Origin of the sequence: Gallaecimonas mangrovi (assembly GCF_003367375.1) — a bacterium.
Taxonomy (GTDB): domain Bacteria; phylum Pseudomonadota; class Gammaproteobacteria; order Enterobacterales; family Gallaecimonadaceae; genus Gallaecimonas; species Gallaecimonas mangrovi.
Genome location: NZ_CP031416.1, coordinates 1356444 through 1372841 on the forward strand (window position 1 = coordinate 1356444; position 16398 = coordinate 1372841).

Below are 16398 nucleotides of genomic sequence, written 5' to 3' on the forward strand. Positions count from 1 at the left end.
AGGCTGCAGATCCCATGACCCTCGACCAACTTTTCGCAACCGATGGCCCTTTGGCCTCCGCCATTGATGGTTTTAAACCGCGGGCGCCGCAATTGGATATGGCGCACTTGGTGGAAGAAGCCATTGCTGAGCGCAGCACTGTGGTGGTGGAAGCGGGTACCGGCACCGGTAAAACCTTCGCCTACTTGGTGCCAGCGCTAAAAGCCGACAAAAAAGTCATCATCTCTACCGGTACCAAGGCCCTGCAAGAACAGCTTTTTTTAAAAGATTTGCCGCGTATTCGCGATGCCTTGGGGCGGGCGCCTGCGTTATCGCTGCTAAAAGGCCGTTCTAACTATTTATGCCTTGCCCGGCTTAAAGCCCGTGAAGCCGACACCAACCTGTTAGAGCCGGCAGTGCTGGCGGAATTTACCCAGGTGACGCGCTGGGCGCCGCGTACCGAAAGCGGCGATATTGCTGAATTGCCATTACCGGAAGATGCCGGTGTTTTTCCCCATGTCACCTCCACCGCCGACAACTGTTTGGGCCGTGATTGCCCGCATTTTGAAGACTGCTATCTGGTAAAAGCCCGTAAAAAGGCCATGGACGCCGATGTGGTGGTGATAAACCATCACCTCTTTTTTGCCGACATGGCTATTCGCGACACCGGTTTTGGTGAATTGATCCCCAAAGCCGATGCGGTCATTTTCGATGAGGCTCATCAGCTGCCCGATATTGCCTGCCAGTATTTCGGTGAGTCGGTTTCTACCCGGCAAATACAGGACCTATGTAAAGACGTAGAAGTGTGCGTGCGCACCGAGCTTAAAGATCAGCGCCAGTTGGGCCTGGCCGCCGAGCGTTTGGCCACTACCACCATGGATATGCGTTTAGGGCTGGGTGACGAGCCGCAAAAAGGTAACCTGCGGCAAATTCAAAAAGGCCTGGAGCCGGTGCTGGGTAAGGTGAACCAAGACTTGGATTTTGTGGTGGAGGTGCTTAAAAGTAACCTTGGCCGCAGCGAAAGCGGTGACAACCTCTACGAGCGGTTGGCGGTGATAAAAAACCGTCTGGCACGGGTGCTGGATACCGGTAAACTGGGCTTTAGTTATTGGTTTGAAACCACGCGCCGGCATTTGTCGCTAAACCTAACCCCCTTGTCGGTGGCCGATAAATTCGCCGCTTTGGTTGAAGAACATCCCAGCGCCTGGGTATTTACCTCGGCGACCTTGGCGGTTGATGAAGGCTTTTCGCATTTTAATAGTCTGCTTGGGCTAAAACCGGCTAAAACCCTTATTCTCGATAGCCCCTTTGATTACCCCCAGCAGGGACTTTGGGTGGTGCCGCGCGGCATGCCCGAACCCAACATTCAGCGCTCGGCCGAGCAGTTACTGGCACCCATGCTGCCGCTGATCAAAAAGGCCGGCGGTCGCACCTTTGTGCTGTTTACCTCGCACCGCATGCTGGGCCAAGCGGCGCGGTGGCTCGAAGATAAGCTGGATTTTCCGCTCTTTGTGCAAGGCACCGCGCCCAAGCGCAATTTGTTAGAGCAATTTATTGAAGCCGGGAACGGAGTGCTGCTGGGTACTGGCAGCTTCTGGGAAGGGGTTGATGTCCGTGGTGAGGCGTTGTCCTGTGTTATTATCGACAAACTCCCTTTTGGTCACCCAGACGACCCTTTATTGCAGGCACGCAGTGAAGATTGCCGCCTAAAAGGTGAAGACCCTTTTGCTACCTTGCAACTGCCTCAGGCCGTTATTGCCTTGAAGCAAGGGGCAGGGCGTCTTATTCGTGACGGCAGCGATCGCGGGGTATTAGTGATTTGTGACAACCGCCTGGTTAACCGGCCCTATGGCCAAACCTTTGTAAAAAGCCTGCCGCCGTTTAAACGAACGCGGGATCTTAATCAGGCACTGGCGTTTTTTTCGGAGACAACATGACCGTATTGCTTGCCCTGGATACGGCAACCGAAGCCTGCAGCGCGGCGCTGCAACAAGGCGATGAGGTGCTGGGCACCTTCGAGGTTTGCCCACAGCAGCACACCCAGAAAATCTTACCCATGATTGACCAATTGCTGGCTGATGCGGGCCTTCGTCTTGACGATGTTGACGCGTTAGTGGTTGGCCAAGGCCCCGGCAGTTTTACCGGTGTGCGTATTGGCATTGGCATAGTGCAGGGGTTGGCCTTTTCGGCTGAAAAGCCGGTGATCACCGTATCTAACCTTGCGGCCATGGCGCAGCAAGCATGGGTACAAAAGAAGGCGGCCAAGGTGCTGGCTGCCATTGATGCCCGTATGGGAGAGCTTTATGTGGGGGCCTATCAACAGCAAAACGGCCTGATGGTACTCAATGGCGAAGAAGCGGTAATGGCACCTGAGGTGGTAACGACCCCTTGGCCAGCATTGGCTGTTGGCACCGGTTTTGATGTATACCCTGAACTGGCCGCGCAGTTAGGGCTTGAAAACAGTGATATTCGTCTACCAGATGCCCGGTTTATGTTGCCGTTGGCGATTGCCGCCTATAATGATCGACGTTACACCGATGCGCTTAATGTTGAGCCGGTGTATCTTCGTGATAAAGTGACCTGGAAAAAGCTCCCCGGCCGGGAATAATACCTAGATGCGCATTCAGTCGACGCCCTATCAGCCCAGTTCGCAGCCACCGGCTTCTCAGCCGGCGGTGTCGACATCGTCGTCTGAAAATACCCAGCCCAGCACCGATCTGGTGCGTTACAGCCCGAAAGGGGTAGCCGCGGCCGAAGGCTACCAAGTGCAATACGACCAGCCTTCCAATCGTAACCGCCGCGCTATCGCTGAATACCAGTCGCTGGATAGACAATCCAAAAAAGACGAAGCCTCGTCGATGCTGGGTGTGGACCTGTACGTGTGAAGCGGTCGTTGTTGGCCCTTTTTGCCGCCATTTTTTTGCAATTCATTCCTGTCGTTAATCTGCCTTTTCTGTGGTTTACCGCTCTCTTTCACGAACTCGGCCATGGTTTGGTCACGATGCTTACCGGTGGCCAGGTTCATCAGTTGGTGCTTTACGGCAATGGCAGCGGCCGCTGTTTTAGTAGCGGTGGCTGGCCGGTATTGATTGCCTTTGCCGGTTATCCTGCTGCCAGCTTATGCGGCCTATTATTGTGGCAGGGGGCAAAACGGGCCTCGGCGTACCGCTGGCTCTGCCCGTTGCTTGTTGCCGCGTTACTGTCCGTTACCTTTTTGTGGGTACGAGATTGGCTGACTATCTTACTGATTTCAGTATTATTACTGGTAGTGGCTATGCTCTGGCGTGTCGCGGCGAAAGGCCAGTGGTTGTGGGCCCTAATGGCTGCCACCTTGCTGGTTAATGCACTGCTTTCCCCTTTGCAACTGCTTGGTTATGCAGGCGGTGATGGCCACTTACTTTATGAATTGACGGCAATACCTTCCTTTATCTTTGTAATGATTTGGGTTTTTATAGGTCTATCTACTGTCGTGTGGATAGTCACTCGGAGGTAACCATGTGGCGTAATCTATTTATTGTGGCGGCATTGGCGCTGGCTGGCTGTGCCACCATGCCCAATGAGCTTCAAGTGCCAGAAGGCACCAGCCTTGCGGCTTACAACTTAGCGCGTGAAGGCCAAGAAGTGGGCAAAACGGCGCGCTGGGGCGGGGTGATCACCAATGTCACCAATTTTAAAGACAAAACCCGTATTGAAGTGGTGTTTACACCGCTGAGTAATAGCGGCAAGCCACGCTTGGATGAACCAAGCCCAGGCCGTTTTTATGCCTACATCAAAGGTTTTGTTGACCCGGTATCGGTACCGAAAGGCTATCGAATTGCCCTAATTGGCCAGGTTTTACCCAGCGAGAAGGGCAAAGTGGGTGACTTTGAATACACCTACCCGGTTGTGCTTATTCAGAACTTCAAGCTGTGGGCACCGGAACAGCAAGTGGATTATTACTACAATGGCCCTGGTCCATGGGGACCCTGGGGCCCTTGGGGTCCGTGGTGGGGCGGCCCATACGGCTACGGCTATTGGGGGGCTTATGGCCATGGCCCTTATCGTGCGCGCATTACCGGCCCCCAAGCGCCTAAGCCTGGCCACCCCATGCCGCCACCGGAGCAGGGCAATCATCCGCAAGGCAAACCGCCTAGCAATAGCAGTAAACCTGCCACCAATAAGAGCGTTAGCGTGCCTGCCAGTCACCAGCGTAGCGCCCCTCAAAAGCAACGTTAACGGTTAAAAAGGCAGAGCCTAGCTCTGCTTTTTATTCTCTAATCTCAAGGCCATGGACGGCATCTTGCCAATTTCCTTTTTCTTCCACTCATGTTAGATGACCGGCTTGGATAACGAGTGCGGGCTAAAGCTGCCTATGACAGAAAAGACCTTTGTTCTCGATAACGGTATGACCTTAAAAGCCCTTTGTTGGGGAAAAGGTGAACCGGTGCTCGCCCTTCATGGCTGGATGGACAATGCTGCCAGTTTTAGTGCCCTTGCCGAGCATTGGCAGTATGGGCAGTTAGTTGCCCTTGATTTACCGGGGCACGGCCACTCTGACCATCGCCAGGGTGCCTATTATTTCGTCGACTATCTGTTTGAGATTTATCAGGTTGTTCAACAACTAGGCGCACCGGTACACCTGTTGGGACACTCCATGGGGGCCATGCTCAGCGTAACCTTTGCCGGTGTTTTCCCTGAACTGGTTAAGTCAATTCAACTTATCGACGGCATTTTGCCTATCACCACAGCACCAGAGCAGGCGTTGCAGACCGTGAAAGGGGCAATACTGTCGCGCCTAAAACATGACAACAGGCAGGGGCGGGTTTACGCGTCATTAGCAGCCATGGCCAAGGTGCGTAGCCAAAATGGCGATTTTTCCGCCGAACAGGCGCTGCCACTGGTAACAAGAGCCAGCATAAAACGTGACGACGGCTATCATTGGCTTACCGATCCGAAGCTTAAAGCGACATCGCCGCTGCGGTTAACCGAAACGCAAGCTAAGGCATTAGTGGCAGGATGCGCTTGCCCGGTGCGGCTGTTTCTCGGTACTGAAGGCATGTATAGCCAAGATGAAGCCCGCTTAAACCGGGAAATGGCAGTGCTCAACATTGATAAGCCAAACTGGATTGATGGAGGTCATCACTGCCATTTACAAAGCCCTGTAACATTAGCTTTGCAACTTGAACAGCAATTAACGTTGACGTGAACTGAAATTTGTTCTGGATCCATCTTGAGTCAAGCCCCCGGTCTATGGGAAGATCCAGAAAATTCGAGTAAAAACTCAGTTGGCGAAGCCGAACGGCTTTTACGTATAAAAACAATAGTTAATACCGGGATGGAAACCGGAAGGAGATTCTTCGTGGAAAAAATTTGGCTGAAAAGCTATCCGTCTGATGTACCCGCTGAGATTGATCCGGACCACTATCCTTCGTTGTTAAACGTCCTAGAAGAAGCCTGCCAAAACTACGGTGAGCAAAGTGCTTTCGTTAACATGGGCCAAGAGATCACCTACAACGAGCTTGACCGCAAAAGCCGTGATTTTGCCGCCTACCTGCAGCAAGAGTTGAAGCTGGCGAAAGGGGCGCGTGTGGCCCTGATGATGCCCAACCTGCTGCAGTATCCCATCGCCTTATTTGGTGTGCTGCGGGCCGGGATGGTAGTGGTAAATGTTAACCCTCTCTATACGCCCAGAGAGCTTGAACACCAGCTAAATGATGCCGGTGCCGAAGCCATTGTTATTGTTACTAACTTTGCGCATACCTTAGAAAAGGTGGTGGCCCATACCCCGGTTAAACACATTATTCTGACCAAGCTTGGGGATATGCTTGGCCAGCCCAAACGCACCTTGGTTAACTTGGTGGTTAAGTACATTAAAAAAATGGTGCCCAAGTACGGTTTGCCTCATGCCATTAGCTTTCGAAAAGTGATGGCAGAGGGTGCACAGCTTGAATACAAGCGCCCGGATGTGGCCGGTGATGACTTGGCTTTCTTGCAATACACCGGCGGCACCACCGGGGTGTCAAAAGGCGCGATGCTGACTCACCGCAATATGGTCGCCAACCTCGAGCAGGCGACGGCCATGTTTGGGCCGCTGCTCAAAACCGGCCAAGAGCTGATTGTGACCGCATTGCCGCTCTATCATATCTTTGCCCTTACCGCGAACTGCCTGCTGTTTATGAAGTTTGGTGCCCGCAATTTATTGATAACCAATCCACGAGACATTCCGGGCTTTATTAAAGAACTCAGTAAATATCCCTTTACTGCCATCACTGCCGTTAACACCCTGTTCAATGCCCTGATGCACAACGAAGGCTTCGCCAAGCTTGATTTTAGCAAGCTTAAGTTGGCGCTCGGTGGCGGTATGGCGTTGCAGCGGCCGGTGGCTGAGCGCTGGCAAAAGATGACTGGCCACCCAATGTTGGAAGGCTACGGCCTGACCGAGTGCGCGCCATTGGTGTGCGTGAATTATTACAACACCCCAGGTTTCACTGGTACCATAGGTGCACCGGCCCCCAGTACCGATATTGAACTTCGCGATGCTGAAAGCGGTGAGCTGATCACCGACATGAGTAAGCCTGGTGAAATGTGGGTAAAAGGCCCACAGGTTATGGCTGGGTATTGGAATCGTCCTGAAGCCACCGCCGATTGCATGAAAGACGGCTGGTTTGGCACCGGTGATATTGCTACCGTGGACGAAGACGGTTTATTCCGGATTGTGGATCGCAAAAAAGATATGATCCTTGTTTCCGGCTTTAACGTTTTCCCCAACGAGATTGAAGAAGTGGTCGCTATGCATCCGAAAGTGGTGGAAGTGGCGGCGGTTGGGGTGCCGGATGAACATTCTGGCGAAGTGGTGAAAATTTTCGTGGTGGCTAAAGACAATAGTGTTACCGCGGAAGAATTGATCCAGCACAGCCGTAAGCATTTGACCGGTTACAAGATCCCGAAAAAGGTCGAATTTAGGGACGAGTTGCCCAAAACCAATGTTGGCAAAATTCTGCGACGAGCATTGCGGGATGAAGAAACAAAAAAAGCAGCCAGTTAAGCTGCTTTGGTAAAAACGCCGGCGCTCTCGCCGGCGTTTTAGTTTAAGGAGTTTTAGTTGCAATATCAGATGATCACCACGTCGGCTGCCCTTAAGGATTGTGTTAACAGCCTGAGCCACGATGCCCCGCTTTGTCTTGATACCGAATTTATGCGGGTGCGCACCTTTTACCCGCAATTGGCGTTGGTGCAGCTCACCACAGACAAGGATATTTTCCTGGTAGATCCGGTGGCCATTGCTGACCTGTCACCACTTTGGCAGCGCCTGAGTGGGCCGCAAACGAAAGTGCTGCATGCCTGTGGTGAAGACCTGGATGTACTGCCAAAACCCTTGCTGCCGCTTTTTGATACCCAGGTTGCTGCCACTTTTTGCAACATGGGCATGTCCCTTGGCTATGCCGCTTTGGTTGAAAAACAATTTGGTGTCACCCTCGATAAAGGCCAGTCACGTACCGACTGGCTGAAAAGACCGCTTACCGACGCCCAATTGGCCTATTGCGTGAACGATGTTGTGTATTTGCCAGAGCTTTATGCGCGTTTATCCGCTGAGCTTGAGCGCTTGGGCCGCCGGGCTTGGCTGCAAGAAGAGTGTGATCGGCAAGTGATGGCCCGTGCCCAAGGAGCCGAGCCGCAGCTGGCTTACCTTGATATTAAAAATGCCTGGCAGCTTAAACCGCAAAGTTTGGCCGTGCTGCGCGAATTAGCCGCCTGGCGGCTTGAGGAAGCGCGCCGCCGCGACTTGGCGCTCAACTTTGTGGTGCGTGAGGAAAACCTATGGGCCATTGCCAAGCAGCTGCCGCAGCGGGCCCATGAAATAAAAGCCTTGGTTGCCCCGATGGAGTGGCGCCATCACAGTCAAGCGTTGCTGCGTTTGGTAGAGCAGGGCATGAGTGAGCCCGAACAAAGCTGGCCGGCGCCCATTACCCGCCTTATTGATATCCCCGGTTATAAAGACCACTTTTCCCAAATCAAAGAACAGGTCGCTAAAGCGGCGGAAAAAAGCGGCCTTCCCGACGCTTTTATCGGCTCTAAGAAGCTGATTAATGAATGGTATAGCTACCATCACCGCCTAGATGACGCCCTGCGCGAGCAGGTTTCTAAGCCGGTGCTGGAAACCGGCTGGCGCCAGGAACTGCTCGGTGAACTGAAATAAAAAAAGGCCCCGAAGGGGCCTTTTTTGCTGGGCTTAAAGCCAAGATTAACGCTGCACGTCGTCCGGCAGGGTAATGTTGAGCTCCAGCACCGACAATTCATCGTCACGATGCTCCAGGGCCACCGATACCTGTTCAGGGCTTATCTGTACATACTTCATAATGACGGCCAGTATGTCGCGCTCTAAGTCCTGCAAATAATCGGGGCCACTTCGTTTGGTACGTTCGTGAGCAACAATGATCTGCAAGCGCTCTTTGGCAAGGCTGGCTGATTTTTTCTTGTTGGCACGAAAATAATCCAGAAAGGACATGCCTTAACCTCCGAAGATCCGTTTCAACAGGCCTTTTTTCTCTTCAGTGGTAAAGCGCATATCGCGATCTTCACCCAGTAAGCGTGCAACGGTATCGAGATAGGCCTGCCCGGCATCACTGTCGCCGTCTAAAATAACCGGTTCACCGGCATTAGAGGCTCTAAGTACGGCTTGTGACTCAGGAATGACACCCAATAGCGGAATGGCAAGGATCTCTTGCACGTCTTCAACGCTTAGCATGTCGCCATTATTGACCCGGCCCGGGTTATAGCGGGTAAGCAGCAAGTGTTCTTTAATCGGCTCTTGCTTTTGCTCGGCGCGGCGAGACTTGGACGCCAAAATACCGAGAATGCGGTCTGAATCGCGTACTGAAGACACTTCCGGGTTAGTGGTCACAATGGCTTCATCAGCAAAATAAAGCGCCATCATGGCCCCGGTTTCGATGCCAGCGGGGGAGTCGCAGAGGATGTAGTCAAAATCCTTGGCCAACTCTTCCAGCACCTTTTCTACACCTTCTTTGGTCAACGACTCTTTATCGCGGGTTTGCGATGCGGGCAGAATGTGCAGCTTGTCGACGCGCTTATCTTTGATAAGGGCTTGGTTAAGGTTGGCTTCGCCGTTGATCACGTTAACGAAGTCATAAACCACCCGGCGTTCGCAGCCCATGATGAGGTCAAGGTTACGCAGACCCACATCAAAGTCGACAATTACGGTTTTTTTGCCGGCCATCGCCAGGCCTGTTCCAATCGCGGCACTGGAGGTGGTTTTACCCACGCCACCCTTGCCTGACGTCACAACGATTATGCGCGCCATAAGTTCCTCTTGAATTCCTAAAGTGGGCCTAGGGCCAGTTTTTCTTCTTCTAACCAAATCTGTGTAGCTTGTTGCCACTGGCCGCCTTGCAAATCGTCGCTCAACCAGTAGGTTCCGGCGATAGACACCAATTCGGCTTCCAGTTTTCTACAAAAAACCCGAGCCTGGGTGTCGCCCGCTGCCCCGGCAATGGCACGTCCGCGCAAGTTGCCATAAATATGGATACAACCATCAGCGATAACTTCCGCGCCAGCACCAACAGTACCGAGGATGACCAGATCCCTGTCCTTGGCATAAAGCTGTTGACCTGAGCGTACCTGACCCTGATGAACCTGCGCTGCCAGATAAGGCGCCGCTTTCGGTGCCTCTGCCTGGGGTTGTGGTTTGGCCGGTGTTGGCTGCCGCCCTGGTTGCATCAATGCCCAGCCTGCCGCTCGCGCTTTCGATTTTAGCGTATCCGGGCAATGGATGAGACCTACTGGCACCATTCCTTGTGCGGTAATGGCTTGATGCAAGCTGTCTAAGTTGGGCTCTTGGGTTAAGGCGCCCAAATCCACAACCAAGGGGGCGCCTTGAAAAAATCCGGGCGCCTGGGTGACTTTGTCAGCTAACTTTTCTGCAAAGTCGTCAATATCGGCATCTGCTAATGCCAATACCGATAACGTAAATGAAGTGCCTTTGAACAACAATGACATGAAGCGTCCGGGCTCGCGGGTGCTTGGTCCATAGCGGCCATGGTATAGTGAGGGCCCACGCCAGGCAAGACGATGACCATTTATGTTGTGCGCCGTTTACAAAAGTGCAAAAAAAGTAGACACCTATCTTTATGTTCCAGGTAAGGGTGACTTCAGCCAGGTTCCGGCAGAATTGTTGGAGATGTTCGGTGCTCCGGTTTTTGTCACGCAATTACTGTTGAACTCCGAGCGAAAGTTAGCCCGCATGACGGCTGACCAAATGAAAGCGCATCTGGAAGAAAAGGGGTTTTATTTGCAATTGCCACCGCCTCAGGAAGATTTATTAAAAACCTTCAGAGCCTCACAGGGGGATTCATGAAAAATGCCCTGGTTGCGGCGCTGATGTTGGCGTTGCCTGCTGCCGTGCAGGCACAGACGCCCAAGGCCTTTTCCGTATACGTGGAGAAGCTAAAAGCAGAGGCCATTAATGAGGGTATCAAGCCCGATGTGGTTAACCATGCTTTTACCGACGTTAAATATTTGCACCGTGCGGTGCAGGCGGACAGGAGCCAACCAGAAAGCAAGTTGACCCTGGAAGGGTACTTGCATCGCACCTTACCGGGCTGGAAGGTCAAGCAGGCCCGAATTCAGTATCAAGAGCACAAGCAAGAACTGGATAAAATTGCCAAAAAGTATGGGGTTAAACCGCAATACATCGTGGCGCTATGGGCCAAAGAATCTAGCTTTGGCCGAGTGCAGGGCAATTACCCGGTTATTTCGGCCTTAACCTCGATGGCGTTTGAAGGACGCCGCGAGGACTTTTTCAAAGGCGAGCTGTTTTCTGCCTTAAAAATTTTGCAGCAAGGGCAAATCTCACTGAGCGAATTTAAAGGCTCTTGGGCCGGCGCTATGGGGCAAACACAGTTTATGCCAAGCTCGTACTTAGCCTTGGCTGTTGATGGCGACGGCGATGGCAAGAAAGACATTTGGCGCGATACTGCCGACGTTTTTGCCTCCATTGCCAATTACCTGGCCAAGGCGGGCTGGAATGATGACCAAACCTGGGGCCGACAAGTCAAAGTGCCAGCAGATTTTGACTGGTCTTTGAAAAACGATATTCGTTCCTTAGACGACTGGGCCAAGCTGGGAGTGGTGCGTTATGACGGCAAGCCTTTACCCCATGCCAATATGAAAGCGCAGCTTAAAGCCGTTGATGGCCCCAGTGGGCGTGTTTACCTGGTTTATAACAACTACCAGGTGCTAAAGCGTTGGAACCGTTCCGATTATTTTGCCACGGGCGTGAGTCTGTTGGCTGACCGTATTGTGTGGCCGCCAGTAACCCAATGACAATAAATGCCTTCTGGGAACAAAAGTCCCTTAAACAGATGACCCGTAGCGAATGGGAATCCCTTTGCGACGGTTGTGGTAAGTGCTGCTTGCACAAACTGCAGGATGAAGATACCGATGAGGTCTATCACACGGCGGTTGCTTGCCAGCTGCTCGACCTTCGCAGTGGCGGTTGTAGTGACTACGCCAATCGCTTTGCCAAAGTGGATGACTGTTTGCAGCTGGACGCCGATAACCTCGACACGTTCCAGTGGCTGCCTCCTAGCTGTGCCTACCGCCGCTTATCTGAAGGTAAAGGCCTGCCGAGTTGGCACCCACTGCTAAACGATGGCAAAAAGCACAAGATGCATGCCGCAGGAATGTCGGTGCGCCATAAGGCGGTGTCTGAAGGGTTTGACTTGGATCCTGCCGATTTTATCGTGATTTGGCCTCTTGATGAGGTGGAATAAAAAAGCCCCGCATTGCGGGGCTTTTTTATAGGTGAGGGCTTTATGTTATTTACGCAACTGGCCAACAACCACCGCTAAAGCGACCAGTAAATAAGCGGCAAAAATGATCAGCATCCACTGTGGCATGGACAAACTGAGAAAATGCCAAACGCTGTCGGTACAGTCGCCGCGCACTTCAAAAACCGCTGGGAACCATTTATCTACCTGAAACCAGCTGGGAAAATCAGGTGAATAAGAGCACTGCGCAAAAGGTGAGGGGTTAATCTGTAATTGCACGTGCTGGTAGGAGATTTTGGCCCCCCAACCGGCACTGACAACCCAGGCAACAATACCTAACCCGCGCATAATAAAAGTGCCGGGTGCAATAGCACCTATTATCCCTGCGGCCAATATGCCTAGCACCGCCACTCGCTGGTAAACACACATCACACAAGGCTCTAAGCGCATACCGTACTGAAAGAACAGGGCAATCATTTCCAGAATAAGGGCGCTGGCGGCAAGGAGTAGCCAGGCTGAACGATGTGAGGCGAGCTTAGAAAACATAAACCACTCTAATTCTTGGCGATAATGGATAGCTATTAAACAGAAAAAGCCGTGCCTTGGCACGGCTTTTATTATGTCTCTTTGTGTCAGTGACCGGAAGGAACGTCAGTGCTGCCCGGCTGGTGATGGCTAATCAAATCCAGCGAGTACAGCCAATGGGTCATCTCCGGCAGAAAGAAGAACACCGTTGCCATGCCAACAATGGTTAAGACGATGGTGTAGGGCAATGCCATCCATACCATTCGCCCGTAAGACAAACGCAGCAGCGGTGACAGTGCTGAGGTCAACAGAAACAAAAAGGCGGCTTGACCATTAGGGGTGGCAACCGACGGCAGGTTAGTACCGGTATTAATGGCTACTGCCAGTAAATCGAACTGGTCACGGGTAATGGTGCCGTTGTTAAGCGCCGCATGTACCTCGTTGATATAGACGGTGCCGACAAAGACGTTATCCGACACCATCGATAGCAAGCCGTTTGCCACGTAGAACATCAGCAACTGGCTTTTGCCTTCAAAGGTCAGTACCCAGTCAATGACCGGCTTAAACAGTTGCTGGTCAATAATCACCGCTACAACGGTGAAAAAGACGGCTAACAAGGCGGTAAAGGGCAGGGATTCCTCAAAAGCTTTACCGATTTTATGTTCTTCGGTGATGCCACAGGCGGCCGTGGTCAAAATAATCACACTTAAACCAATAAGGCCAACAGCGGCCAAATGGAATGCCAGGCCTACAATCAGCCAAATTGCAACCATGCCTTGTATCCAAAGCCGAGCCGTGTCGCGGTTGGTGCGTTTGGCATCCTGGGCGTCAGAGTGGTCCAACAGCACTTTACGAACGCTTTCTGGTAACTGCGCGCCATAACCAAAGAGGTTAAATTTCTCCACCACAAAGCAGGTAATCAAACCAAACACCAATACCGGCAGAGTCACTGGCGCCATGCGCAGTAAAAACTCGATAAATTGCCAGCCAGCGTTCTCCGCAATAATAAGGTTTTGCGGTTCACCCACCATAGTGCAGACACCGCCTAACGCCGTGCCGACGGAGGCGTGCATCATCAGGTTACGCAAAAAGGCACGGAATAGGTCTAAGTCTTCCCGGGTCAGTTCTTTGACTTCTTCATCGGATGTGTGGTCATGGCCCTCGTGGTGAGGGTCACGGCCTGAAGCGACCTTGTGGTAGATGGCATAAAAGCCGGTAGCAACGGCGATGATCACCGCGACCACGGTTAAAGCATCCAAAAAGGCCGACAAGAATGCGGCCGCCAGGCAGAAAGCCAGCGACAGCGCAATCTTTGAGCGCAAGTTCAGCAGTAACTTGGTGAAGATGCTCAGCAGCAGTTCTTTCATAAAGTGGATGCCTGCCACCATAAAAATCAGCAGTAGCAGCACTTCAAGGTTGGCGAGCAGTTCGGTTTTGACATGGGCGGGGCTGGTCATGCCTATGACGACCGCCTCAATGGCAAGTAAGCCCCCTGGTTGCAGGGGGTAGCATTTCAGTGCCATGGCCAAGGTAAAGATAAACTCAACAATCAATACCCAACCGGCCACAAAGGGGTTAACCGAAAAAATGATGGGGTTAATCACCAAGAAGCAAAGAATGGCCAGCTTGTACCAGTCCGGGGAATGGCCGAGAAAGTTCGACGCAAAAGCCCTGGATAGTGAAGAGGTTGACGACATGAAATATCCCTGTTTACTGGATGTTTAGTTTTTTGAGTATCTTAAATGAGTGTTGCAACAATTTGCACGCTTTGCTGCAACCTCAGCTTGGTTCTTGTCGCAAATCCAGCCAAAAGTTTATTTTTTAAAACGTCACCGCTAGAATCGGGCTTCGATCTCGAATAACGACAACAGGCTGTCATACCCGCATGATTATAAAAGCGCAAAGCCCAGCAGGATTTGCTGAGGAATACATCATTGAGTCTATCTGGAACAACCGATTCCCCCAAGGCTCAATATTGCCTGCGGAGCGCGAGTTGTCAGAATTGATAGGGGTAACCCGCACCACCTTGCGTGAAGTGCTGCAGCGCCTGGCTCGTGACGGCTGGTTGACCATTCAGCATGGCAAGCCAACCCGGGTTAACAATTTCTGGGAAACCAGTGGCCTCAATATTCTGGAAACCCTGGCGCGCCTGGACCAAGACCGCTTTCCGGAATTGGTTGACCACCTGTTGTCTGCTCGAACCAACATCAGCGCCATCTTCATTCGTAGCGCCCTGAAACACGCCCCTGATAAAGCGGTGAAGGTGCTGGAAGAAGCGATGGAAGCCGGTGACGACCCTATCGATTTCGCTTTGGCTGATTACAAACTGCACCATGCCATGGCCGGGATCAGCGGTAACCCTATTTACGTGCTGATTTTGAACGGCTTTAAAAACCTCTACAGCCGTGTGGGTAAGTTTTACTTTTCTAACCCCAAGGCCCGTGAACTGGCACAAAAGTACTACAGCGCCCTAAGAGAATTGGCGCTGCAGCACAAGTTTGAAGAAGCTCTGCCGGTGGTGCGTAAATACGGCCTGGATTCGGGGCGCATTTGGGTCAGCATGCGTAACGAGATCCCATCCGATATCGTTGATTGAGATTGAAAAAGGCGCCATCAGGCGCCTTTTTTTAGCTGTACCGGGCAGGTTAACCGCCGCTCTATCTCGCCATTGGCGTGTTCCACGTCCATATGCACATCAAACTTCCACAAGTAGTGAAGATGCTTGAGTACCTCTTGAGCATTGCTTTCCTGTAGCGGAATACGGTTGTGTGGCACGTAACGCAGCGTGAGCGACCTGTCTCCCCGCACATCGACCTTATACACCTGAATGTTGGGTTCGTTGTTGGCCAAATTGTATTGGGCCGATAAGGTTTGGCGCACTTCCCGGTAACCGTCATCGTTGTGAATAGCGGTAATGTCCAGGTAGTTTTTATTATCGTCATCACGGATGGAGAACAGCCGTAAGTCGCGCATGACTTTGGGTGACAGATACTGGCCAATAAAGGATTCATCCTTGAAGTTCTGCATGGCAAAGTGCACTGCCTCTAGCCAGTTAGAGCCCGCTAAATCCGGGAAAAAGGCCTTGTCTTCATCGGTGGGCGCTTCACAGATACGGCGAATGTCTCTAAACATGGCAAAACCCAAGGCATAGGGATTAATACCGCTGTAATACGGGCTGTTGTATTCAGGTTGGAATACCACATTGGTGTGGGAATGCAGCACTTCCAACATGAAACGATCGGTCAGTTTGCCTTCGTCATAAAGATGGTTGAGTAAGGTGTAGTGCCAGAAGGTTGCCCAGCCTTCGTTCATCACCTGGGTTTGCCGTTGCGGGTAAAAATATTGGGCAATTTTACGAACAATGCGCACGATTTCGCGCTGCCAAGGTTCCAGCAGTGGCGCGTTTTTTTCAATGAAATACAGTAAGTTCTCTTGTGGCTCTTCGGGAAAGCGTGGCTCCTCAATCGTGGCTTCTTTCGGTTGCGGCAGGGTGCGCCAAAGCTCGTTTACCTGGCTTTGCAAATAGGCTTCACGTTCTTCCTGGCGCCGCTTTTCTTCGGCTAAAGAGATTTCCGAAGGCCTTTTATAGCGGTCTACCCCAAAATTCATCAAGGCATGACAGGCATCGAGCAAGGTTTCCACTTCCCGGGCACCGTGGCGCTCTTCACACTCGCGAATGTAGTTTTTGGCAAACACCAAGTAGTCGATGATGCTTTCGGCATCGGTCCAAGTGCGGAACAGGTAGTTGTTTTTGAAAAAAGAGTTATGCCCATAGCAAGCGTGGGCAATGACCAGTGCCTGCATTGGCAGGCTGTTCTCTTCCATTAAATAGGCAATGCAAGGGTCTGAATTAATAACAATTTCATAGGCAAGGCCCATAAAACCGCGGCGGTATGATTGCTCAGATTGAATGAACTTTTTGCCAAAAGACCAGTGGTTATAACCGATGGGCATGCCCACCGAGCTGTAGGCGTCCAGCATCTGTTCGGCCGTGATAACTTCCATCTGATTAGGATAAGTATCCAAGCCATAATGCTCGGCAACCCGAGCAATGGCCTGGTCGTAACGCACCAAATCGTCAAAGGTCCAATCCGGTCCGTCGTTGAGTGGTTTACGCTCTTTCGCCATG

Annotated in this window: 18 protein-coding genes; 12 read left to right on the forward strand and 6 right to left on the reverse strand. The window is 52.0% G+C overall.

The annotated features are described in order from the left end of the window. Nucleotides 1–14: 14 nt before the first annotated feature. From yoaA to rnd, 8 genes are all read left to right on the forward strand, one after another. Complete coding sequence (yoaA, locus tag DW350_RS06375) at nt 15–1916, forward strand: DNA repair helicase YoaA (protein ID WP_115718074.1); 1902 nt, start codon at nt 15–17, stop codon at nt 1914–1916. Then, on the forward strand, nt 1913–2587 hold the full coding sequence (tsaB, locus tag DW350_RS06380) for a tRNA (adenosine(37)-N6)-threonylcarbamoyltransferase complex dimerization subunit type 1 TsaB (protein WP_115718075.1): 675 nt from the start codon (nt 1913–1915) through the stop codon (nt 2585–2587). The genes yoaA and tsaB overlap by 4 nt, the downstream gene beginning before the upstream one ends. Before the next feature lie 7 nt (nt 2588–2594). Next, nucleotides 2595–2864, forward strand: coding sequence for a hypothetical protein (locus tag DW350_RS06385; RefSeq protein ID WP_115718076.1), 270 nt, complete (start codon nt 2595–2597; stop codon nt 2862–2864). Next, a complete protein-coding gene (locus DW350_RS06390; RefSeq protein ID WP_192954833.1) occupies nt 2861–3472 on the forward strand; it encodes a M50 family metallopeptidase in 612 nt (203 codons plus the stop codon). Before DW350_RS06385 ends, DW350_RS06390 begins: the two co-directional genes overlap by 4 nt. A 2-nt stretch (nt 3473–3474) precedes the next feature. After that, nucleotides 3475–4194, forward strand: a complete 720-nt coding sequence (locus DW350_RS06395; RefSeq protein WP_115718078.1) for a Slp family lipoprotein — start codon at nt 3475–3477, stop codon at nt 4192–4194. A 136-nt stretch (nt 4195–4330) separates the two neighbouring features. After that, a complete protein-coding gene (locus tag DW350_RS06400; protein WP_192954834.1) occupies nt 4331–5164 on the forward strand; it encodes an alpha/beta fold hydrolase in 834 nt (277 codons plus the stop codon). 153 nt (nt 5165–5317) lie between these two features. After that, nucleotides 5318–7003: a long-chain-fatty-acid--CoA ligase FadD gene (fadD, locus tag DW350_RS06405; protein ID WP_115718080.1), complete on the forward strand. Its 1686-nt coding sequence runs from the start codon at nt 5318–5320 to the stop codon at nt 7001–7003. A gap of 57 nt (nt 7004–7060) precedes the next feature. Next, nucleotides 7061–8155, forward strand: coding sequence for a ribonuclease D (gene rnd, locus DW350_RS06410; protein WP_152032944.1), 1095 nt, complete (start codon nt 7061–7063; stop codon nt 8153–8155). Between the two features lie 45 nt (nt 8156–8200). Here rnd and minE read toward each other — a convergent pair whose 3' ends face one another. Genes minE through minC form a run of 3 tightly spaced genes read right to left on the reverse strand, consistent with a single transcriptional unit; the run spans nt 8201 to nt 9972 of the window. Beyond that, on the reverse strand, nt 8201–8464 hold the full coding sequence (gene minE, locus DW350_RS06415; RefSeq protein WP_115718082.1) for a cell division topological specificity factor MinE: 264 nt from the start codon (nt 8462–8464) through the stop codon (nt 8201–8203). Between the two features lie 3 nt (nt 8465–8467). Then, on the reverse strand, nt 8468–9277 hold the full coding sequence (gene minD, locus DW350_RS06420; RefSeq protein ID WP_115718083.1) for a septum site-determining protein MinD: 810 nt from the start codon (nt 9275–9277) through the stop codon (nt 8468–8470). 17 nt (nt 9278–9294) lie between these two features. Beyond that, a complete protein-coding gene (gene minC, locus DW350_RS06425) occupies nt 9295–9972 on the reverse strand; it encodes a septum site-determining protein MinC (protein WP_115718084.1) in 678 nt (225 codons plus the stop codon). An 82-nt stretch (nt 9973–10054) separates the two neighbouring features. Between minC and DW350_RS06430 the strand changes: the two genes are divergently transcribed. Genes DW350_RS06430 through DW350_RS06440 form a run of 3 tightly spaced genes read left to right on the forward strand, consistent with a single transcriptional unit; the run spans nt 10055 to nt 11747 of the window. Next, nucleotides 10055–10330: a YcgL domain-containing protein gene (locus tag DW350_RS06430; protein ID WP_115718085.1), complete on the forward strand. Its 276-nt coding sequence runs from the start codon at nt 10055–10057 to the stop codon at nt 10328–10330. Continuing rightward, the gene (locus tag DW350_RS06435; protein ID WP_115718086.1) at nt 10327–11298 is read left to right on the forward strand and encodes a lytic murein transglycosylase; all 972 of its coding nucleotides are present in this window, start codon (nt 10327–10329) and stop codon (nt 11296–11298) included. Before DW350_RS06430 ends, DW350_RS06435 begins: the two co-directional genes overlap by 4 nt. Continuing rightward, on the forward strand, nt 11295–11747 hold the full coding sequence (locus DW350_RS06440; RefSeq protein WP_115718087.1) for a YcgN family cysteine cluster protein: 453 nt from the start codon (nt 11295–11297) through the stop codon (nt 11745–11747). Before DW350_RS06435 ends, DW350_RS06440 begins: the two co-directional genes overlap by 4 nt. A gap of 45 nt (nt 11748–11792) precedes the next feature. Here DW350_RS06440 and dsbB read toward each other — a convergent pair whose 3' ends face one another. Together dsbB and nhaB are read right to left on the reverse strand one after the other, a co-directional pair. After that, entirely contained in the window at nt 11793–12290 is a 498-nt protein-coding gene (gene dsbB, locus DW350_RS06445) for a disulfide bond formation protein DsbB (protein ID WP_115718088.1), read from the reverse strand. A gap of 86 nt (nt 12291–12376) precedes the next feature. Further along, on the reverse strand, nt 12377–13966 hold the full coding sequence (gene nhaB, locus DW350_RS06450) for a sodium/proton antiporter NhaB (protein WP_115718089.1): 1590 nt from the start codon (nt 13964–13966) through the stop codon (nt 12377–12379). A 188-nt stretch (nt 13967–14154) separates the two neighbouring features. Between nhaB and fadR the strand changes: the two genes are divergently transcribed. Further along, on the forward strand, nt 14155–14865 hold the full coding sequence (fadR, locus tag DW350_RS06455) for a fatty acid metabolism transcriptional regulator FadR (RefSeq protein ID WP_115718090.1): 711 nt from the start codon (nt 14155–14157) through the stop codon (nt 14863–14865). A gap of 17 nt (nt 14866–14882) precedes the next feature. Here the strand turns inward: fadR and DW350_RS06460 are convergent, their stop codons facing one another. Continuing rightward, nucleotides 14883–16397, reverse strand: a complete 1515-nt coding sequence (locus DW350_RS06460) for a SpoVR family protein (RefSeq protein WP_115718091.1) — start codon at nt 16395–16397, stop codon at nt 14883–14885. Nucleotide 16398: the final 1 nt, after the last annotated feature.